Here is a 24109-nt window from a genome sequence, read left to right as displayed (position 1 = left end):
CGCCTCCGGTGTCGTCGGCGTCCAAGAGAAGTGGGAAGGAGACCCAATGGCGAGGGCCGACAAGGCAGCAGCTGTTGCGCAGCTGACTGAGAGGTTCAGCAGCTCGAATGCAGTCGTGCTGACCGAGTACCGCGAACTCACCGTCAAGGATCTGAGGGACCTCCGTCGGAGCCTTGGTGAGGACGCCACCTACGCCGTTGCGAAGAACACTCTTGCCCTTATCGCCTCCCGCCAGGCTGGTGTCGAAGGTCTTGACGACCAGCTGACCGGCCCGACCGCGTTCGCCTTCATCTCTGGCGACGTGGCCCAGGTGGCCAAGGGCCTGCGTGATTTCGCAAAGGCCAATCCGCTTCTGATCATCAAGGGTGGTGTGTTCGAGGGACGTATTCTCGACGCAGACCAGGTCAAGAAACTCGCCGACCTTGAGTCGCGCGAGGTTCTGCTGGCCAAACTGGCCGGTGCTATGAAGGCGTCGCTCTCGACTGCCGTCGGCACTTTCGCCGCCCCACTCACCCAAGCCGCCCAGCTGCTGGGTGCCTTGGAGACCAAGGCTGCTGCAGACCCCTCGGTCATTGCAGGGGCCGGATCTGCCGATCAGAAGTCTGACGCTGCCGCTGATGCGGACAGCACTGTCTCGGCCGAGGCCGAGAACGCCGCAAACGCGGCATCCAAGGCAGCCGATGCTGCTGAGGCCACCACTGACGCGGCGGCTGACGCTGCATCGAACGAGTAAGGAAGGACGCCCATCATGGCGAAGCTGAGCACTGAGGAACTGCTGGAGCAGTTCAAGGAAATGACCCTGACCGAGCTCTCCGAGTTCGTGAAGGCCTTCGAGGACCTCTTCGACGTCAAGGCTGCCGCTCCGGTTGCCGTTCCCGCCGCCGCCCCGGCTGCTGCTGCCGGGGCCGAGGCCGAGGCTGCCGAGGAGAAGGATTCCTTCGACGTCGTCCTTGAGTCTGCTGGCGACAAGAAGATTGGCGTCATCAAGGCCGTTCGTGGCCTGACCTCGCTGGGCCTGAAGGAGGCCAAGGACCTCGTCGAGTCCGCCCCGAAGCCGGTTCTGGAGGGCGTTAAGAAGGACGAGGCTGAGAAGGCCAAGGAGGCTCTTGAGGCCGAGGGTGCCACTGTAACCCTCAAGTGATCTGTGATCGCTGACCGTCGGATCCATTGAGATCCGGTGGCTCATGGGCGGGTCGCACGCAACACGCTTCTACCGGTTCGGACTGTTGATCCGGATGAATGGGAGCGGTTCAGTGCGGCCCGCCCGTCGTATCCTGGACGGATGCTGTATGCGTGGGCACCCCGGGGTAGCATCGGTGCTGCTGCTTGACGGGAACGATGCTGTTGAGGCAGTGTGCTTCCCGGCGCAGGTGCGTTCCGGTGTTGTGCAACCGGCTTGCTTTGCTTGCCATGGTCTTCTAATGTGTCTTTTTGCCCTTGGCGTTTGGCGACCCATGATTTGACATGGGTCGTTTGCCATGCTTTCAACTGGCGAGTTCTGGAAGGACCACATCTTGGCCACCTCGCGCACTGCGTCGAAGAACACCAACGTCATCTCCAACAGCGGCCGCATCTCCTTCGCGAAGATCGCCGAACCGCTGGAGGTCCCGAATCTACTGGATCTCCAGATCGACTCCTTCAATTGGTTGATCGGCAGCGATGCCTGGAAGGCGAAGACCGAACAGGCCCTCGCCGAAGGGCGCACCGATATCAATACCCGTTCGGGTCTGGAGGAGATTTTCGAGGAGATCTCCCCGATTGAGGATTTCAACCAGACGATGTCGCTGAGCTTCCGCGACCATCGTTTCGAGGAGCCCAAGCACACCATCAACGAGTGCAAGGAGCGCGACACCACCTACGCAGCGCCGCTGTTCGTCACCGCCGAGTTCATGAACAACGAGACCGGTGAGATCAAATCACAGACGGTGTTCATCGGCGACTTCCCGCTGATGACAGACAAAGGCACCTTCGTGGTCTCCGGAACCGAGCGTGTCGTGGTTTCGCAACTTGTGCGTTCCCCGGGCGTCTACTTCGAGCAGACTCCCGACAAGTCCTCCGACAAGGACATCTTCACCTGCAAGGTGATTCCTTCGCGTGGCGCATGGCTGGAATTTGAAATCGACAAGCGTGACCAGGTCGGGGTGCGGCTGGACCGCAAGCGCAAGCAGTCGGTCACCGTACTACTCAAGGCATTGGGCTGGAGCGAGGATCGCATCCTGGAGCGCTTCGGGGAGTATGAGTCGGTGCGGCTGACCCTGGAGAAGGATTCGGTCACCACCCAGGACGAGGCGTTGCTCGACATCTACCGTAAATTGCGTCCGGGTGAGCCGCCGGCGCGCGAGGCGGCCGAGCAGCTGCTTACCAACTATTATTTCAACCCGAAGCGTTACGACCTGGCCAAGGTTGGCCGGTACAAGATCAACCAGAAGTTGGGTCTGAATCTGCCTTTCGACACCCAGGTGTTGACCATCGACGACATCGCCGCTGCCATTGAGTACGTCTGCGCCCTGCACGAAGGCCGCACTGAACTTGAATGTGCCGATGGTCCTTCGGTGATCGTCGAGCCCGATGACATCGACCATTTCGGTAACCGTCGCCTGCGTACCGTCGGTGAGTTGGTCCAGAACCAGCTGCGCACGGGCCTGGGGCGCATGGAGCGGGTGGTCCGTGATCGCATGACCACGCAGGAGGTCGACGCGATCACCCCGCAGACCTTGATCAACATCCGACCGGTGACCGCGGCCCTCAAGGAGTTCTTCGGAACCTCCCAGCTGTCGCAGTTCATGGATCAGAACAATCCGTTGGCCGAGCTTGCTCACAAACGGCGGCTGTCGGCCTTGGGACCCGGTGGTCTATCCCGTGACCGTGCTGGTATGGAAGTCCGCGACGTTCACCCCTCGCACTACGGACGCATGTGCCCGATTGAGACCCCTGAAGGTCCGAACATCGGTCTGATCGGCAATATGGCTTCTTTTGCGCGGGTCAATGCTTTCGGGTTCATCGAAACCCCGTACCGCAAGGTCGTCAATGGCAGGGTCACTGATCAGATTGACTACCTCACCGCATCAGAAGAGGATCGCTACAACATCGCCCAGGCCAACTCCGCCCTGGATGAGGCGGGCAATTTCGTCGACGACCGGGTCGTGGTGCGCGTGCGCTTCGGCGATGTAGATGCCGTTCCCGCATCCGAGGTGGGCTACATGGATGTGTCCCCGCGCCAGATGGTGTCGGTGGGTACCGCGCTCATCCCCTTCCTGGAACACGACGATGCATCCCGTGCGTTGATGGGTGCCAACATGCAACGCCAGGCCGTGCCGCTGGTGCGTTCCGAAGCCCCTTACGTGGGCACCGGCATGGAGTACCGTGCCGCGGTCGATGTCGGCGATGTCACCTTGGCCCGCAAGGCGGGTGTCATCACCTCGGTATCCGCCGATCTCATCGAGACCGCGAACGACGACGGCACATACGATGTCTTCCGGCTTGAGAAGTTCCGTCGCTCCAATGCGGGCACCTGCGTCAACCAGCGACCGATGGTGCGCCCTGGCGACCGCGTTGATGTGGGCACCCCACTGGCCGACGGTCCCTGTACTGACAACGCGGAATTGGCTTTGGGCCGCAACCTGTTGGTGGCCTTTATGCCCTGGGAGGGTCTGAACTACGAGGATGCGATCATCCTCAATCAGCGGATTGTCTCCGAAGACATCCTCACCTCGATCCACATTGAGGAGCACGAGATTGATGCTCGTGACACCAAGCTGGGTCCCGAGGAGATCACCCGGGACATCCCGAACGTCTCCGACGACATGCTGGCCGATCTCGACGAGCGCGGCATCATCCGCATTGGTGCCGAGGTCGGCCCCGGTGACATCCTCGTTGGCAAGGTTACTCCGAAGGGTGAGACCGAATTGACCCCCGAGGAGCGTCTGCTGCGTGCCATCTTTGGTGAGAAGGCCCGCGAGGTGCGTGACACCTCGATGAAGGTGCCCCACGGTGAATCCGGCACCGTCATTGGCGTGCGTCTGTTCGACCGCGATGAGGACGGTGACGAGCTGTCTCCCGGGGTCAACCAGATGGTGCGGGTCTATGTCGCCCAAAAGCGCAAGGTGCAGGTGGGTGACAAGCTTGCTGGCCGTCACGGTAACAAGGGTGTCATCTCGAAGATCCTGCCTGCCGAGGATATGCCCTTCCTCCCGGACGGCACCCCGGTCGACATCATCCTCAACCCGCTGGGTGTTCCTTCCCGGATGAACATCGGCCAGGTGCTGGAGATGCATCTGGGGTGGATCGCCCATTCGGGCTGGGACATCACCGAAGCTACCGGCGAATGGGCTGACCGGCTGCGTGGAGTCGGGCTGGCCAAGGTGGCCCCCGAGTCGCGGCTGGCCACCCCGGTCTTCGACGGCGCCGATGACGCCGAGATCGACGGTCTGCTGGCCCACGGCCTGCCGAACCGCGATGGTGAGCGGATGGTCAACGCCGAGGGCAAAGCAACTCTCTTCGACGGCCGCACCGGTCTGCCTTTCCCGGAGAAGGTCGGCGTTGGTTATGTCTACATGCTGAAGCTGCACCACTTGGTCGACGATAAGATCCACGCCCGTTCCACCGGCCCGTACTCAATGATCACCCAGCAACCGCTGGGCGGTAAGGCGCAGTTCGGCGGTCAGCGCTTCGGCGAGATGGAGGTGTGGGCCCTGGAAGCCTATGGTGCGGCCTGGACCCTGCAGGAGATGCTCACCATCAAGTCCGATGACGTGCCCGGTCGCGTCAAGGTCTACGAGGCGATCGTCAAGGGAGAGAACATCCCCGAACCTGGCATCCCGGAATCCTTCAAGGTGCTGGTCAAGGAGATGAAATCGCTGTGCCTGAATGTCGAGGTGCTCAGTTCCGATGGCTCAGTCGTGGAGCTGCGGGACTCGGAGGATGACTACCGTTCCGCCGAGGATCTGGGCATCGACCTGTCACGTCGCCCCGGTAGCGACTCTTTCGCCATCGTCGAAGAAGTCTGATCACAGACTCCCTGAGAACACACCTTTTCGACCCAATTAGGGAGACAACAAGTGCTGGATGTCAACACCTATGATCAGCTCCGGATCGGCCTGGCAACCGCCGATCAGATCCGGGAGTGGTCCTTCGGCGAGGTGAAGAAGCCGGAGACCATCAACTATCGAACCCTCAAACCCGAGCGCGATGGTTTGTTCTGCGAGAAGATCTTCGGCCCCACCCGGGACTGGGAGTGCTACTGCGGAAAGTACAAGCGGGTCCGTTTCAAGGGCATCGTGTGTGAGCGCTGTGGCGTCGAGGTGACCCGGTCCAATGTACGGCGTGAGCGGATGGGGCACATCGAGTTAGCCGCCCCGGTAACCCACATCTGGTACTTCAAGGGCGTTCCCTCGAGGCTCGGCTATCTGCTCGACGTCGCCCCCAAGGACCTGGAGAAGGTCATCTACTTCGCGGCCTACATGATCACCGAGGTTGACGAGGAGGCCCGGCACAACGACCTATCCTCTCTGGAAGCCAAGGTGGGTGTTGAGCGTTCCCAGATCGAGAAGCGCCTGGACGCCGACATTGAGGCTCGCACCCTCAAATTGGAGGAGGACCTCGCGGCCCTGGAGACCGAGGGAGCTGCCGCCGATGTGCGCAAGAAGGTGCGCGACGGTGCTGAGAAGGAGATGAAGCAGCGTCGTGAGCGCGCCAGGCGTGAACTCGACCGCCTGGACATGGTGTGGACCCGTTTCAAGACTCTCAAGGTCCAGGACCTGGAGGGCGACGAGATCCTCTACCGCGAGATGAAGAACCGCTTCGGCAAGTACTTCAAGGGATACATGGGCGCCGAGGCGATCAAGCATCGCCTGGAGGGCTTCGATCTCGCCGCCGAGGCTGAGTCCTTGCGTGAGATCATCAAGACGGGCAAGGGACAGCGCAAGACCCGCGCCCTCAAGCGGCTCAAGGTAGTGCGCGCCTTCCTGGACACCGGTAATTCCCCACTGGGCATGGTACTGGACTGCGTCCCGGTCATCCCGCCGGATCTGCGCCCGATGGTGCAGCTCGACGGTGGCCGCTTCGCGACCTCGGATCTCAACGACCTCTACCGCCGGGTGATCAACCGCAACAACCGCCTGAAGCGCCTACTTGATCTCGGGGCCCCCGAGATCATCGTGAACAATGAGAAGCGGATGCTCCAGGAGGCCGTTGACTCGCTGTTCGACAACGGTCGTCGCGGCCGTCCCGTGTCGGGACCGGGTAATCGCCCGCTGAAGTCGATCTCCGACATGCTCAAGGGGAAGCAGGGCCGTTTCCGCCAGAATCTGCTGGGTAAGCGTGTCGACTACTCTGGTCGTTCGGTGATCGTCGTCGGCCCGCAGCTCAAGTTACATCAGTGCGGTCTGCCCAAGCAGATGGCACTGGAGTTGTTCAAACCCTTCGTCATGAAGCGGCTCGCGGAGCAGAGCTACGCGCAGAACATCAAGTCGGCCAAGCGCATGGTGGAGCGCCAGCGTCCGCAGGTGTGGGATGTCCTGGAGGACGTCATCAAGGAACACCCGGTGCTGCTGAACCGTGCGCCAACCCTGCACCGTCTAGGCATTCAGGCCTTCGAGCCGCTGCTCATTGAGGGCAAGGCAATCCAGTTGCATCCGCTGGTGTGCACCGCTTTCAATGCGGACTTCGACGGTGACCAGATGGCCGTCCATCTGCCACTGAGCGCAGAGGCCCAGGCCGAGGCTCGGGTGCTGATGCTGTCGAGCAATAACATCCTCAAGCCGGCCGATGGTAAACCCGTCGCCTTGCCCTCGCACGAAATGATCATCGGCATGTATTACCTGACGACCGAGCTCGATGGTCTGAAGGGTGAGGGCCGGGTGTTCTCCTCGGTGGACGAGGCCCAGATGGCCTTCGACCTCGGCGAGATCGACATGCGCTCTAAGATCAAGGTACGACTCAATGACATCGTGGCTCCCGTGGGCAAGGAAGACCAGATGCGTCCGGACGGCAGCATCCTGCTGGATACCACCTTGGGTCAGATCACCTTCAATTCGATTCTTCCCGACGACTTCACCTTCATCGACTACCACGTTGGCAAGAAGCAGTTGGGCAACATCGTCAACACCTTGGCGGAGTCCTACCCCAAGACGGTGGTCACCGCGGTGCTCGACAGCATGAAGGATCTCGGCTACCGCTGGGGTACCCGCTCGGGGGTCACCGTATCGATCGGTGACGTGCAGACCCCGGTCGACAAGCCGCAGATCATGGCCTCCTACGATGGCAAGGCCGCCAAGATCGACAAGCTCTATGAGCGTGGTGCGGTAACCGAGGACGAGCGTCGTCAGGAGCTCATCCAGATCTGGACCGACGCCACCTCCGAGCTGACCGACGCGATGGAGAAGAACTTCTCGAAAACCAACCCCATCTACATGATGGTGAATTCGGGTGCTCGAGGAAACATGACCCAGATGCGTCAGATTGCGGCGATGCGTGGCTTGGTAGCCAACCCGAAGGGTGAGATCATCGCGCGCCCGATTAAGTCGAACTTCCGCGAGGGGCTGACCGTTCTGGAGTACTTCATCTCCACTCACGGTGGCCGCAAGGGACAGGCCGACACCGCACTGCGTACCGCCGACTCGGGTTACCTGACTCGTCGTCTGGTGGATGTTTCTCAGGACGTCATTATCCGTGAGGAGGATTGCGGTACCGAACGTGGCTTGGTGAAGATCATCGCCAAGCCTGGCGAGACCGGGGTGCTGCGCATGGTGCCGAACATCGACTCTTCGGTGATCTCCCGTTGTCTGGCCACCGATGCTGTGACTGAAGAAGGTGAGGTGATCGCATCGGCCGGGGCCGATGTCACCGATGAGGTTGTCTCAGCCCTGGTCAAGGCCGGAATCACATCGGTGAAGGTACGTTCGGTGCTTACCTGCGACGCCGCCACCGGTGCCTGCGCAATGTGCTACGGCCGTTCCCTGGCCGCTGGCAAGCTGGTCGACGTCGGTGAAGCAGTGGGTATCCAGGCCGCCCAGTCCATTGGTGAGCCCGGTACCCAGCTGACGATGCGTACCTTCCACACTGGTGGTGTGGCCGGTGACGACATCACCTTGGGTCTGCCGCGAGTTGTCGAGCTCTTCGAGGCCCGTACTCCGAAGGGAAAGGCCCCGATCGCCGAGGCCGACGGTCGGATCAAGATCGAGGATACCGACCGTGGACGCAAGCTGATTATCGTCCGCGACGATGGCCAGGCCGATGTCGAGTACCTCGTTCCGAAGCGGGCCCGCCTGGAATTCGAGGACTCCGACCGGGTACGTCATTCGATCCATGACGGCGACCATGTCCAGGTCGGTGACCAGCTCACCGCGGGCACCATCGACCCGCAGGACGTGCTACGCGTCCAGGGCGTGCGCAAGGTGCAGGAACACTTGGTGGCTGAGGTACAGAAGGTGTATGCCACCCAGGGCGCACCGATCCACGACAAGCACATCGAGATCATCATCCGTCAGATGTTGCGTCGAGTGACGGTCATCGACTCGGGCGACACTGGGATGATGCCTGGCGAGTTGGTGGATCGTTCCACCTATGAGACCCAGAACCGGGTGGCGATCACTGAGGGTGGTCGTCCGGCCGAGGGCCGTCCGGTGCTGATGGGTATCACCAAGGCCTCGCTGGCCACCGATTCCTGGCTGTCGGCTGCTTCCTTCCAGGAGACCACCAAGGTGCTGACTGACGCCGCGATCAACGGCAAGTCGGATCAGCTCATGGGCTTGAAGGAGAATGTGATCCTCGGCAAGCTGATTCCGGCCGGTACCGGTCTCGACCGCTATCGCAACATCCGGGTGGAGCCTACCGCCGATGCTCGCGCTCATGCCTACACGCTGAGCTACGACGCCTTCGATTACGATTTCGGGTCGGGTACTGGTGCCGCGGTTCCGCTGGATGACATGGATTTCCGCGAGATGCGCTGAGCCGCTGCTTCTGAGGGGCCGTCACCACGTGGGCCGTGGGGCGGCCCCTCAAGTCGTCCGGTGCCGAAGAGTCTTTAAGCCTGGGGGCTATGGGTAGCCACAGATGGCGGGCAATTTCCTTTGGCTACGGGAAATATGGTAAAAATACCAGGTGTGAACCTGGACGGCTGCGGACTCCTACGCGTGGAGCATCTGACACGGGTCGTCCTCTGATGAGGATCAAGGACAAAGATGAACAAGGCAATCAGACTAGGTGCCGCGGTGGGCGCTTTGGCTCTTTTGGGTTCCTTCGCAGGAGTCACCTCCGCTAATGCCACGCCGATTCCCTTCGTCAAAGCGGCAGACCCGCAGCAGGGTCCGGAGTTCACCTTCCAGGTTGACGGCTGCTCGGTGGACGAGGGCGCCGCTGAGATCAAGTACCAGATCTGGACCGAGGGTGACGTCGTAGTACCGCTTGAGCACAATACTGTTGCAGCTCCCGCCACCGGGGCCGCCACCATCAACGAGGTGATCTCCCACCCGGGCGATGTCACCATCAAGGTGCAATGCACCTATACCGCCAATGGCGAGGCCGAGGCCGAGCTGTCGGCGGTCACGGTCCAGCGCGGTGTGCTTGATCTGGCTGGTGTGGAAACCGATACCTGGCTCGAGGGCTCGGAGGTCGTCGTGTCGGTTCCGCTGATCGAATTCGATGACAATGTGCTGACTCCCTTCGATCCTGATTCGCAGGTCAAACTTGAGGTAAAAGCTCCCAACGGTGAGATCTCTACCTTCGATCTGAGGGCCACCGCCGAGGGCTACTTGGACGCCAAGCTGGTACTGCCCTACGGCCAGGACGGGGCTTACGAGGTTCTCGCAACCGGTACCCGCAATGGTGCGCCAGCGGTCTTTTTCAACAAGTACTCCTCGGTGGCGAAGAAGGCCGATGATTCCACTCCGGGTACTGTGAACCCCGGCACCATGAACCCTGGCACCGCTGATCCGGGTGTTGCTCCTAAGCCCACCAAGCTGCCGAAGACGGGTAACTGATCCAACCCTCGGGGGTCGTCCACAATAGGTGGACGGCCCCCCGAGTTGCATCATCAGGAGGCTCAGTGCCCACCATCGTGAAATCACCTCACCAGAGTCGGTGGTGGATAGTGCTGGGTGTCATCGCAGTGGCGCTGCTCGCCATGGTGGGGAATCTGGTGATGATCACCGCGAGATTCCAGCGAGTGGATCTTCTCATGCCCGCCAGCGCTGGGCCGCGCACCTGGGTGATCGTGGGCCTCGATGACCGCGCGGCCGCATCATCCGAGATCACCCGGACCACCGGGGAAGCTGACACCCAACCAGGGACCCGGGCTGATGTCATCCTCTTGGTTACCGAGACTCCCCGTGGATTGGTGACTACCGCTATCCCGCGCAATCTGTGGTTCCACTCGAACAGCGCCCAGGACGGGGGAGTGCTCAAGGACCTGGATGCGACCGCCAGACTAGGGGCCCAGTGGCAGGTCTCGCCGCAGACCTTCGTCGATAACATGTGCGTGGGCCTGCGGATCCCAGTCGATCATTTGGTGACCATCGATCTGCAGGGCTTCGTCGATGTGGTTGATGTCTTGGGTGGGGTTGAGGTGGAGGTACCGCGGGCGCTGCGTGATACACAGGTCGATCTCGACGTCCCGGCCGGACGGATACACCTGGATGGGGTGCATGCCCTCAGCTATGTGCGCTCCCGGCTCGGAGAGACCCTCATCGACGGGCAATGGGTTCCGGAGCCGGAGGGGGAGCAGGCACGCCGGGAGCGCCAGGCCCAGCTGTTGTCGGCGGTCCTCGGTAAGGTACGAAAATCTCCGCTCAGCTGGCAGCAGGTTATTTGGCGGGTCTCGCCCCACCTCGGGCTGGCCACCGGTACCGGGATCGACGATCTGATGGATTTGCGTAGCCTGCAACAGGCCACGACCCTGCCCACCGAGCCGAACGGATCCGCCGATGAGATCACCGTCGAGACCCGTCGCCATCTCAGTGAACTCGGCTATCGGTCCTGCTATCTGTGAGACCTCCGCTGCAGGTGGCTTCTGGTTTGGTTGCCTCAAGGACGCGGTCAAGAAGCCGGGCACTACTGCTTCCTGGCCCGGGCGCAACTTCAGCCGGTTGTCGTTCGTATGCATGCAATGTGCAAAAACACTTCCCAATTGTGCACCGCCAAGCGTGGCGTATAGATTTCCACGGCTGGCTCCGGCCTCCCGCAAGAATTTATTCGGTAGAGAATCATCAGTATGACGGGCTTGAGAATGGGATCGTTTTGTGAATTTTCCATGCCTTTAAAAATGTGATCTGAAGATAAAAAGATGGGCTCATTCCGGAAGTGGCCGTCATTGCGAGTGGGGCCGGGTAAGCGGATGACGATGCGGAAGTCCGCACTCAACGCGTTCGTCATTACCTTTGAGGGATGGCGCAAGGACAGCCTCACCAATGAAAACCACCGAACTCATACATTGTTCGCCGGGAAGATCACTGTTCGGCGTGGGACGGTGCCCATCGCGTTCCTCACAATCAGGCGAACCTAGAAACAGCAAAACCGGACAGTCCCCAAGAGAAAACCTTGATCGAGGTGTACACTGCCCGGATGCGTCAGCCCGAAATCATCACGTCCCGTTCCGACCCAGCCATCCAGAGGCTGATGGATATCTCGAAGCCAGCGTTCAAGCCGGGATCGATCATGTTCCTTGAGGATGAGATCCCTGTCCGAGAGGCGATCCTTTCAGGAGCCAAAGTCGTCGAGGTCTATGCAGATGAGAACCACTCGCCGCGAGAACTCATGGAACTCTGCGCATCCCGGAGCGTCCCTTTCAGGTTCATCTCGGCGTCTCTCATGTCGGGCATCTTCAAAGCTGGCCGACGTCCGGATGTCGTGGGGGTCGCCGTTCCTCCGCGGCCCGCGCGACTTGAGCAAATAGACGTGGACTCGGGTGACGTACTGATTCTCGACGGTGTCAGGATCGTTGGCAATATTGGTGCCATTGTGCGGTCGGCTCTGGCCCTGAAGGCATCGGGAGTGGTGCTGTGCGACAGCCAGCTTGCGACGGTGATGGACCGACGGCTGGTTCGGGCCAGCAGAGGCTTCGTGTTCTCGCTTCCCGTCGTGCTTGCTGATGCGGCCGACGTCGTGCGCTGGGCAAAGCCGCGTTGCCGCATTGTACGATTCGCGGCCGATGGTGATGTACCTATCAGCGAATTGACCAGCATCAGGTCCCCGCTTGCATTGGTGTTGGGCAGCGAACTACGAGGCGTGTCCTCGGAACTTGGTGCGGCCGCGGATCTCACCGCATCCATCCAGATGAGGACTGGTGTCGAGTCTCTCAACGTGTCCGTCGCGGCGGGCATCGCGTTGTTTGTCCGGTCCGAGGCCCGGTAATCCCGGTAATGGTGTATTGGGCCCATCTGCGTTGCTCCGGTGGCGGCATCCATCCCTCCAGCGTGGAACCACATGGGCATTGTCGGTAGGAGTCAACGAGACAGTCAGCGTGGGCATCAGTCCGCGTGGCCATCCAAGATGAACAACGCGGGTTTTGACCGAGCTGGGCTAGACAGGTAAAGTGCCTCTGTGCTCGGCTTGCGCCGAGACCATGTGCGTGCCCTGGCGTTGAGCCGGGTTCTCCAAACGTTGCTGGGGGAACCTGACGGCTAAGTGCGGAGTTCGCACGGCGACACCGATTCGATGCCCGGATGACGGTGGTCCGGTCGGAGGATGGCAGGAGTCGCAGCCAGGGAAAGATGACGAATGGTCGCGCCACACGGCGTGCCGAACAACCGGAAAGAGATACCAGCAGGTGCCTACAATCCAGCAGCTGGTCCGCAAGGGCCGCACCGACAAGGCTAGCAAGAATAAGACCCCCGCGCTCAAGGGTTCCCCGCAGCGCCGCGGTGTCTGCACCCGTGTGTACACCACCACCCCCAAGAAGCCGAACTCGGCACTGCGCAAGGTTGCCCGTGTTCGCCTCTCCTCGGGCATTGAGGTCACTGCCTACATCCCCGGCGTCGGCCATAACCTGCAGGAGCACTCGATGGTGCTCGTGCGCGGTGGCCGTGTGAAGGACCTCCCCGGTGTCCGCTACAAGATCGTCCGCGGTGCCCTCGACACCCAGGGTGTTAAGAACCGCAAGCAGGCTCGCAGCCGCTACGGCGCGAAGAAGGAGAAGTAATGCCTCGCAAGGGTCCGGCGCCCAAGCGCCCCGTGATCGCTGATCCGGTCTACGGCACTCCGCTGGTTTCCCAGCTGGTCAGCAAGATCCTGCTGGACGGTAAGAAGACCATCGCGCAGTCCATCGTCTACACCGCCCTTGAGGGTATCCGTGACAAGACCGGTATCGAACCGGTCCAGACCCTCAAGAAGGCTTTGGATAACATCCGTCCGGCCGTTGAGGTCCGCTCCCGTCGTGTCGGTGGCGCCACCTACCAGGTGCCGGTTGAGGTGAAGCCCGCCCGGGCCAACACCTTGGCAATGCGCTGGCTCGTCGGCTACGCCCGCGACCGTCGCGAGAAGACCATGGCCGAGCGCCTGATGAACGAGATCCTGGATGCCTCCAACGGCTTGGGGGCCTCGGTCAAGAAGCGTGAGGACACCCACAAGATGGCAGAGGCCAACCGCGCCTTCGCCCACTACCGCTGGTGATCTGCTGAGGATCGCCCTCATGACTGGGGGCGGTCCTTCGCCATGTCAGCACAACATCGCCTGCAGATGAACCCGCGGTGAACAACGCAGGTCATCCCCAAAAAACCATCAAAGCCCGAGACATTAGGGGATCAAGTGGCTATCGACCTTCAAACCGACCTCAAGATGGTCCGCAACATTGGCATCATGGCCCATATTGATGCCGGCAAGACCACCACCACCGAGCGCATCCTGTACTACACCGGTATCACTCACAAGATTGGTGAGGTACACGACGGTGCCGCCACCATGGACTGGATGGAGCAGGAGCAGGAGCGGGGCATCACCATCACCTCGGCTGCCACTACCTGCTTCTGGAACAACTACCAGATCAACATCATCGATACTCCTGGCCACGTAGATTTCACCGTCGAGGTGGAACGTTCGCTGCGCGTCCTCGACGGTGCCGTCGCCGTCTTCGACGGTGTGGCCGGAGTGGAGCCGCAGTCGATGACCGTGTGGCGTCAGGCATCCAAATACGGCGTCCCACGCATCTGCTACGTCAACAAGCTGGACCGCACAGGTGCCTCCTTCGAGCACTGTGTCAAGACCATCCGCGAGCGGCTGCAGGCTATCCCGGTACTGCTGCAGCTGCCGGTGGGCACCGAGGCGAATTTCCAGGGTGTCGTCGATCTCGTCGAGATGAACGCCAAGATGTACCGCGGCGAGACCGACCTTGGTGAGATGTACGCCACCGAGGAGATCCCGGACGACATGAAGGAAGCCGCCGAGACCGCACGTGCCGAGATGATCGAGACTGTCGCCGAAAACGACGACGAGTTGATGGAGCTCTTCTTGGAGGGCGTCGAGCCCACCGTCGAGCAACTGAAGGCCGCAGTGCGTCGCGGGGTGCTGGCCAATGCCTTCACCGCCGTGACGTGCGGCACTTCCTTCAAGAACAAAGGCGTGCAGCCTCTGCTCGATGCCATTATCGACTACCTGCCCTCTCCGCTGGATATCCCGGCCATTGAGGGCTTCAAGCCGGGCGACGAGTCCACCGTGATCGAGCGTCATCCCGACAAGTCCGAGCCGCTCGCGACCCTGGCTTTCAAGATCGCAGCCGATCCGCACCTGGGCAAGCTGACCTATGTGCGGGTCTACTCCGGTGTATTGGAGGCTGGTTCCCAGGTGCTCAATGCAACCACCGGCAAGAAGGAGCGCATCGGCAAGATTTACCAGATGCACGCCAACAAGCGTCAAGAGGTGGAGGCCATCCCCGCAGGTAATATCTGCGCGGTCATGGGCCTGAAGAATACCGGCACCGGTGATACCTTGTGCGATCCAGCTGCTCCGGTGATCCTGGAGTCGATGGAGTTCCCGAACCCGGTCATCGAGCAGGCCATTGAGCCGAAGTCGAAGGCCGATCAGGAGAAATTGTCGACCGCCATCCAGCGGCTCGCCGAGGAAGACCCGACCTTCCAGGTGCATACCGACGAGGAAACCGGACAGACCATCATCGCAGGCATGGGCGAGTTGCACCTAGAGGTGCTCATCGACCGCATGAAGCGTGAGTTCCACGTCGAGGCCAACATTGGCAAGCCCCAGGTGGCCTACCGCGAAACCCTGCGCCGCAAGGTGGAAAATGTCGAGTACACCCACAAGAAGCAATCGGGTGGTTCCGGCCAGTTCGGTAAAGTCATCATCACCGTCGAGCCACAGGAACCGGGCACAGCCTACGAATTTGTCAACGCGGTCACCGGCGGTCGCATCCCGCGCGAGTACATCCCAGCTGTCGATGCTGGTATCCAGGAGGCCATGCAGTTCGGTGTTCTGGCCGGCTACCCGGTCGAGGACGTCAAGGTGACTCTCTCCGACGGTGCTTACCACGACGTCGACTCCTCGGAACTCGCCTTCAAGATCGCCGGTTCGATGGCTTTCAAGGAGGCCGCACGCAAGGCAGACCCGGCCCTGCTCGAGCCGCTGATGGCAGTCGAGGTCACCACTCCGGAGGACTACCTTGGCACCGTCATCGGTGACCTGAACTCCCGTCGTGGGCAGACGCAGTCGATGGACGAGGAACACGGCAACCGCGTCGTGCGTGCCTTGGTGCCGTTGGCCGAGATGTTCGGCTATGTCGGCGACCTGCGCTCGAAGACATCGGGCCAGGCCTCCTATTCGATGGAATTCCATTCCTACGGTGAGGTGCCGAAGAACATCGCCGAGGAGATCATCGCGAAGGCTCGTGGCGAGCAGTGATCAACTGATCCAGATCAACGGCCCCGGAGGATTTCCTCCGGGGCCGTTGCCATCGGTTGCCGACAGGGAGAACGCGTGCCGTCCGGTTTGACTATCGGCGGCCGGATGACAACAATTGGAAAAGTTCGTGGGCGCGTGCCCGCGGCCCTGTCAGCAGACAGGTTCAGCTGCGGGGAAATCCCACAGGCACACAAGCTCGGCCACGTAGATCGCGTGGCGACAAATCAGAAGGAGCCCAAGAGTGGCAAAGGCCAAGTTCGAGCGGACCAAGCCGCACTGCAACATCGGCACCATCGGCCACGTCGACCACGGCAAGACCACGCTGACGGCGGCGATCACCAAGGTGCTGCACGACAAGTACCCCGAGCTGAACGCGGTGTCTGCGTTCGATCAGATCGACAAGGCACCGGAAGAGCGTCAGCGTGGCATCACCATCTCGATCGCTCACGTCGAGTACCAGACCGAGGCTCGTCACTACGCTCACGTGGACTGCCCGGGGCACGCTGACTACGTCAAGAACATGATCACTGGAGCTGCCCAGATGGACGGCGCCATCCTGGTCGTGGCTGCCACCGATGGCCCGATGGCCCAGACCCGCGAGCACATCCTGCTCGCCCGCCAGGTCGGCGTCCCCGCCATCGTGGTAGCTCTGAACAAGTGCGACATGGTCGACGACGAGGAGCTCATCGAGCTTGTCGAGATGGAGGTCCGCGAGGCCCTGTCCGAGCAGGAATTCGACGGAGACAACTGCCCGGTCGTCCGAATCTCCGCCTATCAGGCTCTGGAAGGCGATGAGAAGTGGGCCGACTCCATCATGGAGCTCATGAAGGCTGTCGACGAGTACATCCCGCAGCCGACTCGCGAGACCGAGAAGCCCTTCCTGATGCCCGTTGAGGACGTTTTCACGATCACCGGCCGCGGCACCGTGGTGACCGGTCGTATCGAGCGCGGCATCATCAAGACCGGCGAGACCGTCGAGATCGTGGGCCTGGCTCCTACCCAGACCACCACCATCACCGGTGTCGAGATGTTCCGCAAGATCCTTGATGAGGGTCAGGCGGGCGACAACGTCGGTTTGCTGCTCCGCGGCACCAAGAAGGAAGACGTCGAGCGTGGCATGGTTGTGGTGAAGCCCGGCTCCACCACTCCGCACACCGAGTTCGAGGGTTCCGTCTACGTGCTGACCAAGGAGGAGGGCGGTCGTCACAAGCCGTTCTTCTCGAACTACTCCCCGCAGTTCTACTTCCGCACCACCGATGTCACCGGCACCGTTTCACTGCCGGAGGGCACTGAGATGGTGATGCCCGGCGACAACACCGACATCTCCGTCGTGTTGCAGAAGCCGATTGCCATGGAGGAGGGCCTGCGTTTCGCCGTTCGCGAGGGGGGCCACACCGTAGCTTCGGGCCGAGTCACCAAGATCAACAAGTGACATACTGAATCGAACGAGAACTGCCCGCTCCGGTCACCGGAGCGGGCAGTTCTGTCATGTCCATTGGTTGCCGCTCCCAACCGGAACCGTGTCTCCTGAGGCTCCAGCCCGAGGCCGTGCCGGATCCGAGAACCGTCGTTTTGGCGTGCACGTCTTTGATGACGGTCGAACCTTGCTTCGATTTGGTGTGTGGTGTTCACTGCGGATGCATCCACAAACACATCGTTCGTGGATGCTCTTGGAGACAGCAGGCGGACGTGCCGAGATGATGATGCGGTTCTGTCGGCTGCCCAGAGAAAGGCACGATGAATTCTCAGCTGTCCTGCAGAAGGCCTCACCATTTAGGTGTGGTTCGGGACGAGGTGGTTAGGGTTGGGGTATGACCAGTTCTGAGCATCCGGTTGATCATGGGATTCCCACCTTCACTGGTGAAGTCCTCACGACCACTGACCGGGCCCAGGTACGCCGTGAGGTGATGTGGTCACGCACAGTGGCGTGGTGGATGGATGATCTGGTGCGGGTGCCGGGCACCGGATTCGGGATTGGTCTTGATGCCGTGCTGGGGTTCATCCCGCTGGCCGGGGACGCCACCACCACCGTCGTGGCTGTGGTTATCATGGCAGACGCAGTTCGGTTGCGGGTGCCCTTGCCAGTACTGGCCAGGATGGGTCTGAACATTGCCATCGACGCTGCTTTGGGGGCGATCCCGGTGATCGGCGATCTGGCCGATGTAGCCCATCGCGCCAATCGTCGAAACTACCGGCTGCTGAGGCAGGTGGTCGCCGATCGTGACCGGGCCCGCTCCAACTCGGTGGGCTATCTGCTCGGGGCGGCAGCGCTCCTGACAGGCACAGCGCTATTGCTGGTGGCCGGTGTGGTATGGACGGGATGGATGATCTGGCGGCTGCTCGTCGGCTGACCAAAGCTCACCGACTCAAGGGGTGCGGGTAGGCTGAGGCCTTGTGATCAATCCAGCTCGTACTCGTGTTGCCCCGAGCCCCACGGGAGCCCCGCACGTCGGAACCGCCTATATGGCCCTGTTCGACAAGGCCTGGGCGAACCTGACCGGGGGAAGCTTCGTGTTGCGCATTGAAGACACCGACCGGAACCGGCTGGTTGCCGGTTCCGAGGAACAGATCAATGAGACCCTCGCTTGGCTAGGGCTCGACCCTGATGAGTCGCCCAGCTTGGGTGGGCCCTACGGCCCCTACAAGCAGTCGGAGCGGTTGGATACCTACCGTCCCTTTGTCGACCAGTTGATCGCCGACGGGCATGCTTACCACTGCTGGTGCTCGGCGGAACGGTTGAAGCAGATGCGCGAGCAGCAACAAGCCGACAAACGTTCCGACACAGGCTATGACAGACTGTGCTTAGGGATGACCCGCGAACAGCGTGCCGGACTTCCCGGTTTCTCGGAGACTCCGGTGGTACGCATGCTGATTCCCGACGATGCCGAGTTGACCTTCACCGATCTGATCCGGGGTGAGGTGCATGCCCCGCGTCCGGATGACCAGGTGATCCTCAAGGCTGATGGCTTTCCCACCTACCACTTGGCTGTCGTGGTCGACGATCACCTGATGGGGATCACCACCGTGGTGCGCGGCGAGGAATGGATTTCTTCGACCCCTAAGCACCGCCTGCTCTACAAATGGCTGGGCTGGCAAGAGCCTGAGTTCGCCCATATGCCGCTGCTGCGCAATGCCGACAAGTCGAAGATTTCCAAACGCAAGAATCCAGCCGCCCAGCTGACGTGGTTCAAAGAGCAAGGATATCTGCCTGAGGCGCTGCGCAACTTCCTCCAACTGCTGGCCTACCCGCCTGTCGAGGGTGGCCAAGAGGTATCGAGCTTCGAGGAGTTCACTGCCGGTTTTGACTGGGGCAAGGTTTCCACCGTGGGCCCAGTCTTCGATGTGAAGAAACTGGACTGGCTCAATGGGGTGTACATTCGTTCCCTGCCGACTACGGATCTCGCCGACCGGATCATCGACCACCTGTTGTCTTCTGGGATATGGCACGAGGTTCCCGAGCGGGGGCGGGAGATTGTCACTGCAGCAACTCCGCTGATCTCCGAGCGGCTCACCACCTTGTCCCAGGCTTGGGACAAGATCAACTTCCTGTTCGCCGATGACGAGACGCTAAATTTTGATGAAATCGCTGTTGGCAAGCTGCGCGACGATGCTGTCCAGGTACTCGAAGCCGCACGGAAAGCCCTTGCCGAGGTGGGGGAATGGACAGCGGAAGCCGTCGAGGCGGCGCTGCGCTCCTCGCTGGTCGAGGGGATGGGTCTCAAGCCGAAATTCGCCTTCGCTCCGGTGCGGGTAGCCACTTCGGGAACCCAAGTTTCCCCGCCGCTGTTCGAATCCCTGGAGATCTTGGGCCGGGAATCAACCCTGCGCCGTATCGACCGGTTGACCGAGACCCTGCGTGGCTGAGCAGCGGGAAACCACTAACTGGTGTGGTTTCCGCTTCTCAATCGTCGCGGGTCCCGGTCAACTGGCCGCGGAACAGTTTTAGCCGTTCCTCGTGATCGTGGTGGCAGCACCAGGAGCAGTACTTGTCTCGTACCACATACCACTGACAGCAAGTACGCCGTTCGTAAAACAGTCCGTTTCTGCCGTCATGTTCCAGCACCAGGTAATTTCCCAAGGAACCCAGGGCAGGATGGGTCCCGGCCAATCGGTGCCCCCAGGCCAAGGCTGCCTCGGTGCCGATGAAGGGTTCAAGACGTCGCACCGCCGAACCGAACGAAGCCGCGATGTTGCCGATCAGCCCGCGCCGGGACATCCGGCACACTGAGGTCCAGGCTTCGGCAAGCGGTTCGAGATGGTTGGTCACCAGAGCCTGGACGATTTGCCCGGGGGAGGGATCGGTGATCATCTCGTCGCTGAGCAACAGGATCTCCGAGGGATTCGGTTTCTCGATGATCATGACTGTACTCGTCACATTGAGGGCAGGCATCCCGGAGGTGAGTACCGCGGCGCTGATTCCGAGCCCGCAGATCCGGTGGGAGTAACGTTGAAAAATGAGCGAGGCGCCGTGGCGTCCGTAGGGTAGACCGCGTTGCTCGCACTGGCGGGCGATCACCTCGCGGGCAGCCCCGGTGCTCGGATCGACCAGGTCAGCGGCCAGGTGATGGAAGTCGCCGGTAGCCTGATCCGCATCCACTCGTCGTGCCCGGTAGGTCCGTGAGCAACTGAGGGCAGCATCGAGAGCAGCGGACAATGCCGGAGTAACCGGTGTGCCGGAATCGTCGGTCTGGATCATGGGAACACGGTAGCGGTCGGTGCGCCAATTTGATTCCTGGCTGCGATGGTGAGAGGATTCTCAGGTTGCTCCTTTGGGGTGTTGCGTCTGAGTGGCGGAAATCGGTGGTCTGACCCGATGCATAACTCGGATGCAAGGTTCCGGAGTAGGCTCTCGTGATTGCATGTCGATCAGGCGGGCCGCACCGAGCTGGACGTGGGTACAGCCCACTGCGCCGGGGTTTCCCTGCGGGCTCGTACGATGCTGAAAAGGGATTGAGTAGTGCGGTGAACCTGATACGACACGCCCGACCTCGGGGGTCGAGCAACACGGCATTGACAAGTGGATATGGGCGCCGAAATGGGCATTTTCGCGGTTGACGCCGCAGGGTGACCCGCGAGAACCAGGTGAACGCATCCAACTGTCACCCAAAACCAACCGGTCACCCAGGTGACAGGGACGAGTAGAAGGAACAACCGTGGCGGGACAAAAAATCCGCATCAGGCTTCGGGCCTATGACCATGAGGTCATCGACTCGTCGGCGCGCAAGATCGTCGACACCGTCACCCGTACGGGTGCCAAGGTTGCCGGCCCTGTGCCGCTGCCGACCGAGAAGAATGTGTGGTGCGTCATCCGTTCACCCCACAAGTACAAGGACAGCCGCGAGCACTTCGAGATGCGTACTCACAAGCGGCTCATCGACATCCTCGACCCGACCCCCAAGACGGTTGACTCGCTGATGCGTCTTGACCTGCCGGCTGGTGTCGACATCGAGATCAAGCTTCCGTGAGGTCTGCTGACATGACTACTGAACGCAACGTGAAGGGGCTGTTGGGCACGAAGCTCGGCATGACCCAGCTGTGGGACGAGAACAACCGCGTCGTCCCGATCACCGTCATTGCCGCCGGATCGAACGTCGTGACCCAAGTCCGCACCCCCGAGACTGACGGTTATTCGGCCATCCAACTCGGCTTCGGTGCCGTACGCGCCAAGTCCGTGACCAAGCCCGAGGCCGGTCATTTCGAGAAGGCCGGGGTCACCCCACGCAGGCATCTCGTCGAGTTACGCACTTCCAATGCGGCTGACTACGCCGTCGGTCAGGAGATCGGCCCCGATGTTTTCGCCGATGGCGACGTGGTCGATGTCACCGGCGTCACCAAGGGCAAGGGCACCGCTGGTGTCATGAAGCGCCATGGTTTCGGCGGTCTGCGTGCCAGCCACGGTGTGCACCGCAAGCACCGTTCGCCGGGTTCTATCGGCGGATGTTCGACCCCCGGCAAGGTCTTCAAGGGCCTGCGCATGGCCGGTCGCATGGGCGCCGAGCGCGCCACCATCCAGAATCTGACCATCCACGCGGTCGACGTCGAAAAGGGTCTGCTGCTGGTCAAGGGTGCGGTTCCCGGCAACAAGGGTTCCCTGGTTGTCATCCGCTCCGCAGCCAAGAAGGGTGATGCCAAGTGAGCGAGTCCACCAAGGTTGACGTTCTGGGCGCCAACGGCAAGAAATCTGGCTCTGCCGAGCTTCCTGCCGAAATTTTTGGTGTCGAGACCAACGTCCCGTTGATCCACCAGGTTGTGGTGGCCCAGCAGGCCGCCGCCCGCCAGGGCACTCATTCCACCAAGCGCCACTCCGAGGTATCCGGTACCGGACGCAAGCCGTTCCGTCAGAAGGGTACCGGTCGTGCCCGTCAGGGTTCGTTGCGCGGTCCGCAGTTCACTGGTGGTTACGTCTCTCACGGTCCGTTGCCGCGTTCCTACGCCCAGCGCACCCCGAAGAAGATGATCGCAGCCGCCCTGCGTGGTGCCCTGTCCGACCGCGCCCGTGAGGGGCAGGTCTTCGTCGTGGAGGCCCTGGTCACCGGCGACGAGCCGTCGACCAGGTCGGTTGCGACCCTGCTCGCTGGGCTGGGTGATTTCAAGCGTCACTTGGTCGTGCTCGACCGCGCCGATGAGATCGGCTGGCTGTCGGCACGAAACCTGCCGGGTGTGCACGTGCTGAGCTACGACCAGTTAAACGCCTACGACGTGGTGGTCGCCGACGCGATCGTGTTCACCACTGCGGCCTTGGACGCTTTCGTTGCCGGACCGGCCAAGGGAACGTCCGCTGAGACCAACGAGGAGGAGAAGTGAGCGGCACCGTCAAGATCCGCGACCCGCGTGACATTCTGCTGGCGCCGGTCGTCTCCGAGAAGTCCTACGCGCTGATTGATGAGAACAAATACACCTTCATCGTTTCTCCCAAGGCCAACAAGACCGAGATCAAAATCGCGGTCCAGCAAGTCTTCGGGGTGAAGGTACTCTCGGTTCACACTCTGAACCGTCAGGGCAAGACCCGTCGGACCCGTTTCGGTATCGGCAAGCGTGCGAACACCAAGCGCGCCATCATTCAGGTGGCCCCCGGTGAGCGCATCGACATCTTCCAGGGCCCCGCGGCCTGACCACCAGAAGGACGAAGAGACTAATGGCCATTCGCAAGTACAAGCCGACCACTCCCGGGCGGCGCGGATCGAGCGTCTCGGACTTTGCCGAAGTCACCCGCTCGACCCCCGAGAAGTCGCTGCTGGTTCCCAAGCCGAAGACCGGCGGACGTAACAACCAGGGCCGGATCACCACCCGCCACATCGGTGGTGGTCACAAGCAGGCCTACCGCATCATCGATTTCAAACGCTACGACAAGGACGGTGTCCCGGCCAAGGTCGCTCACATCGAGTACGACCCGAACCGTACCGCCCGTATCGCGCTGCTGCACTACGCCGATGGCGAGAAGCGTTACATCATCGCCCCGGCGAATCTGACCCAAGGCATGACCGTGGTATCCGGCCCTGAGGCCGACATCAAGCCCGGCAACAACCTACCGCTGCGCAACATCCCGGTTGGTACCACGGTGCACGCTGTGGAGTTGCGTCCCGGTGGTGGTGCCAAGATGGGCCGCTCGGCCGGTTCTGAGGTGCAGTTGGTCGCTCGTGAGGGTGCCCACGCCACCTTGCGTCTGCCCTCGGGTGAGATGCGCATGGTGGATGTCCGCTGCCGTGCGACCGTCGGCTCGGTCGGAAACGCCGAGCAGTCGAACATTCACTGGGGCAAGGCGGGTCGCATGCGCTGGAAGGGTGTGCGCCCGACCGTCCGCGGTGTCGTCATGAACCCGCACGACCACCCGCACGGTGGTGGTGAGGGCCGCACCTCCGGTGGTCGTCATCCTGTTTCGCCGTGGGGCAAGCCCGAAGGCCGTACCCGCAACAAGAACAAGGCGTCCAGTAAGTTGATCATCCGTCGCCGCAAGACCGGCAAGAAGCGCTGATTGGGAGTTTGAGAGATGCCACGCAGCCTGAAGAAGGGCCCCTTCGTCGACGAGCATCTGGCCAAGAAGGTCGATGCTCAGAATGAGGCCGGGACCCGCAATGTCATCAAGACGTGGTCACGTCGCTCGATGATCACCCCTGACATGCTCGGCCACACCCTCGCGGTGCACGACGGTCGCAAGCACGTCCCGGTGTTCGTCACCGAGGCGATGATCGGTCACAAGCTCGGTGAGTTCGCTCCCACGCGTACTTTCCGCGGCCATGTGAAGGACGACAAGAAAAGCCGTCGGCGTTGACGC

At 61.5% G+C, this 24109-nt stretch carries 20 protein-coding genes; 19 read left to right on the top strand and 1 reads right to left on the bottom strand.

The annotated features are described in order from the left end of the window. The first annotated feature begins 46 nt into the window (after positions 1 to 46). The 13 genes from rplJ (at position 47) to gltX (ending at position 19701) form a co-directional block, all read left to right on the top strand. On the top strand, positions 47 to 733 hold the full coding sequence (rplJ, locus tag HMPREF1531_RS00945) for a 50S ribosomal protein L10 (RefSeq protein ID WP_016668017.1): 687 nt from the start codon (positions 47 to 49) through the stop codon (positions 731 to 733). A 15-nt stretch (positions 734 to 748) separates the two neighbouring features. After that, complete coding sequence (gene rplL / locus HMPREF1531_RS00940; RefSeq protein ID WP_016668016.1) at positions 749 to 1141, top strand: 50S ribosomal protein L7/L12; 393 nt, start codon at positions 749 to 751, stop codon at positions 1139 to 1141. A gap of 373 nt (positions 1142 to 1514) precedes the next feature. Beyond that, positions 1515 to 5006 (top strand): DNA-directed RNA polymerase subunit beta, encoded by a 3492-nt coding sequence (rpoB, locus tag HMPREF1531_RS00935; protein ID WP_036897914.1) that lies wholly within the window; start codon positions 1515 to 1517, stop codon positions 5004 to 5006. A gap of 51 nt (positions 5007 to 5057) precedes the next feature. Continuing rightward, positions 5058 to 8948, top strand: a complete 3891-nt coding sequence (locus tag HMPREF1531_RS00930; protein WP_016668013.1) for a DNA-directed RNA polymerase subunit beta' — start codon at positions 5058 to 5060, stop codon at positions 8946 to 8948. Between the two features lie 231 nt (positions 8949 to 9179). After that, positions 9180 to 9977 carry a hypothetical protein gene (locus tag HMPREF1531_RS00925; protein ID WP_016668012.1) on the top strand — a complete coding sequence of 266 codons (798 nt, stop codon included), beginning with the start codon at positions 9180 to 9182 and terminating at the stop codon, positions 9975 to 9977. A gap of 65 nt (positions 9978 to 10042) precedes the next feature. After that, positions 10043 to 10984 carry an LCP family protein gene (locus HMPREF1531_RS12640; protein ID WP_016668011.1) on the top strand — a complete coding sequence of 314 codons (942 nt, stop codon included), beginning with the start codon at positions 10043 to 10045 and terminating at the stop codon, positions 10982 to 10984. 572 nt (positions 10985 to 11556) lie between these two features. Continuing rightward, the gene (locus HMPREF1531_RS00910) at positions 11557 to 12345 is read left to right on the top strand and encodes a TrmH family RNA methyltransferase (protein WP_036896900.1); all 789 of its coding nucleotides are present in this window, start codon (positions 11557 to 11559) and stop codon (positions 12343 to 12345) included. Between the two features lie 415 nt (positions 12346 to 12760). Beyond that, positions 12761 to 13132 (top strand): 30S ribosomal protein S12, encoded by a 372-nt coding sequence (rpsL, locus tag HMPREF1531_RS00905; RefSeq protein WP_016668009.1) that lies wholly within the window; start codon positions 12761 to 12763, stop codon positions 13130 to 13132. Beyond that, positions 13132 to 13602: a 30S ribosomal protein S7 gene (gene rpsG, locus HMPREF1531_RS00900; protein WP_016668008.1), complete on the top strand. Its 471-nt coding sequence runs from the start codon at positions 13132 to 13134 to the stop codon at positions 13600 to 13602. The genes rpsL and rpsG overlap by 1 nt, the downstream gene beginning before the upstream one ends. A 135-nt stretch (positions 13603 to 13737) precedes the next feature. Further along, a complete protein-coding gene (gene fusA, locus HMPREF1531_RS00895) occupies positions 13738 to 15837 on the top strand; it encodes an elongation factor G (RefSeq protein WP_016668007.1) in 2100 nt (699 codons plus the stop codon). A 241-nt stretch (positions 15838 to 16078) separates the two neighbouring features. After that, positions 16079 to 17269: an elongation factor Tu gene (gene tuf / locus HMPREF1531_RS00890; protein WP_016668006.1), complete on the top strand. Its 1191-nt coding sequence runs from the start codon at positions 16079 to 16081 to the stop codon at positions 17267 to 17269. A gap of 379 nt (positions 17270 to 17648) precedes the next feature. Beyond that, positions 17649 to 18188 (top strand): DUF4112 domain-containing protein, encoded by a 540-nt coding sequence (locus tag HMPREF1531_RS00885; protein ID WP_016668005.1) that lies wholly within the window; start codon positions 17649 to 17651, stop codon positions 18186 to 18188. Between the two features lie 112 nt (positions 18189 to 18300). Next, positions 18301 to 19701, top strand: coding sequence for a glutamate--tRNA ligase (gltX, locus tag HMPREF1531_RS00880; protein WP_016668004.1), 1401 nt, complete (start codon positions 18301 to 18303; stop codon positions 19699 to 19701). Between the two features lie 37 nt (positions 19702 to 19738). On the opposite strand, the gene HMPREF1531_RS00875 is transcribed toward gltX, so the two are convergent. After that, entirely contained in the window at positions 19739 to 20533 is a 795-nt protein-coding gene (locus tag HMPREF1531_RS00875; RefSeq protein WP_016668003.1) for a hypothetical protein, read from the bottom strand. A gap of 457 nt (positions 20534 to 20990) precedes the next feature. On the opposite strand from HMPREF1531_RS00875, the gene rpsJ reads away from it, so the two are divergent. Genes rpsJ through rpsS form a run of 6 tightly spaced genes read left to right on the top strand, consistent with a single transcriptional unit; the run spans position 20991 to position 24106 of the window. Further along, positions 20991 to 21302 carry a 30S ribosomal protein S10 gene (gene rpsJ, locus HMPREF1531_RS00870; RefSeq protein WP_016668002.1) on the top strand — a complete coding sequence of 104 codons (312 nt, stop codon included), beginning with the start codon at positions 20991 to 20993 and terminating at the stop codon, positions 21300 to 21302. A gap of 11 nt (positions 21303 to 21313) precedes the next feature. Next, complete coding sequence (gene rplC, locus HMPREF1531_RS00865) at positions 21314 to 21973, top strand: 50S ribosomal protein L3 (protein ID WP_016668001.1); 660 nt, start codon at positions 21314 to 21316, stop codon at positions 21971 to 21973. Further along, positions 21970 to 22641, top strand: a complete 672-nt coding sequence (gene rplD / locus HMPREF1531_RS00860) for a 50S ribosomal protein L4 (RefSeq protein WP_016668000.1) — start codon at positions 21970 to 21972, stop codon at positions 22639 to 22641. Before rplC ends, rplD begins: the two co-directional genes overlap by 4 nt. Further along, the gene (gene rplW, locus HMPREF1531_RS00855; RefSeq protein WP_016667999.1) at positions 22638 to 22949 is read left to right on the top strand and encodes a 50S ribosomal protein L23; all 312 of its coding nucleotides are present in this window, start codon (positions 22638 to 22640) and stop codon (positions 22947 to 22949) included. The genes rplD and rplW overlap by 4 nt, the downstream gene beginning before the upstream one ends. Positions 22950 to 22972: 23 nt before the next feature. After that, the gene (gene rplB / locus HMPREF1531_RS00850; protein ID WP_016667998.1) at positions 22973 to 23809 is read left to right on the top strand and encodes a 50S ribosomal protein L2; all 837 of its coding nucleotides are present in this window, start codon (positions 22973 to 22975) and stop codon (positions 23807 to 23809) included. A 15-nt stretch (positions 23810 to 23824) separates the two neighbouring features. Further along, complete coding sequence (gene rpsS / locus HMPREF1531_RS00845; protein WP_016667997.1) at positions 23825 to 24106, top strand: 30S ribosomal protein S19; 282 nt, start codon at positions 23825 to 23827, stop codon at positions 24104 to 24106. The last annotated feature ends 3 nt before the right edge of the window (positions 24107 to 24109 follow it).

The sequence above is a fragment of the Propionibacterium sp. oral taxon 192 str. F0372 genome (genome assembly GCF_000413315.1).
Lineage (GTDB): Bacteria > Actinomycetota > Actinomycetes > Propionibacteriales > Propionibacteriaceae > Brooklawnia.
Note: the sequence above shows the minus strand (reverse complement) of the source record. Positions and strands in the feature narration are given on the sequence as shown.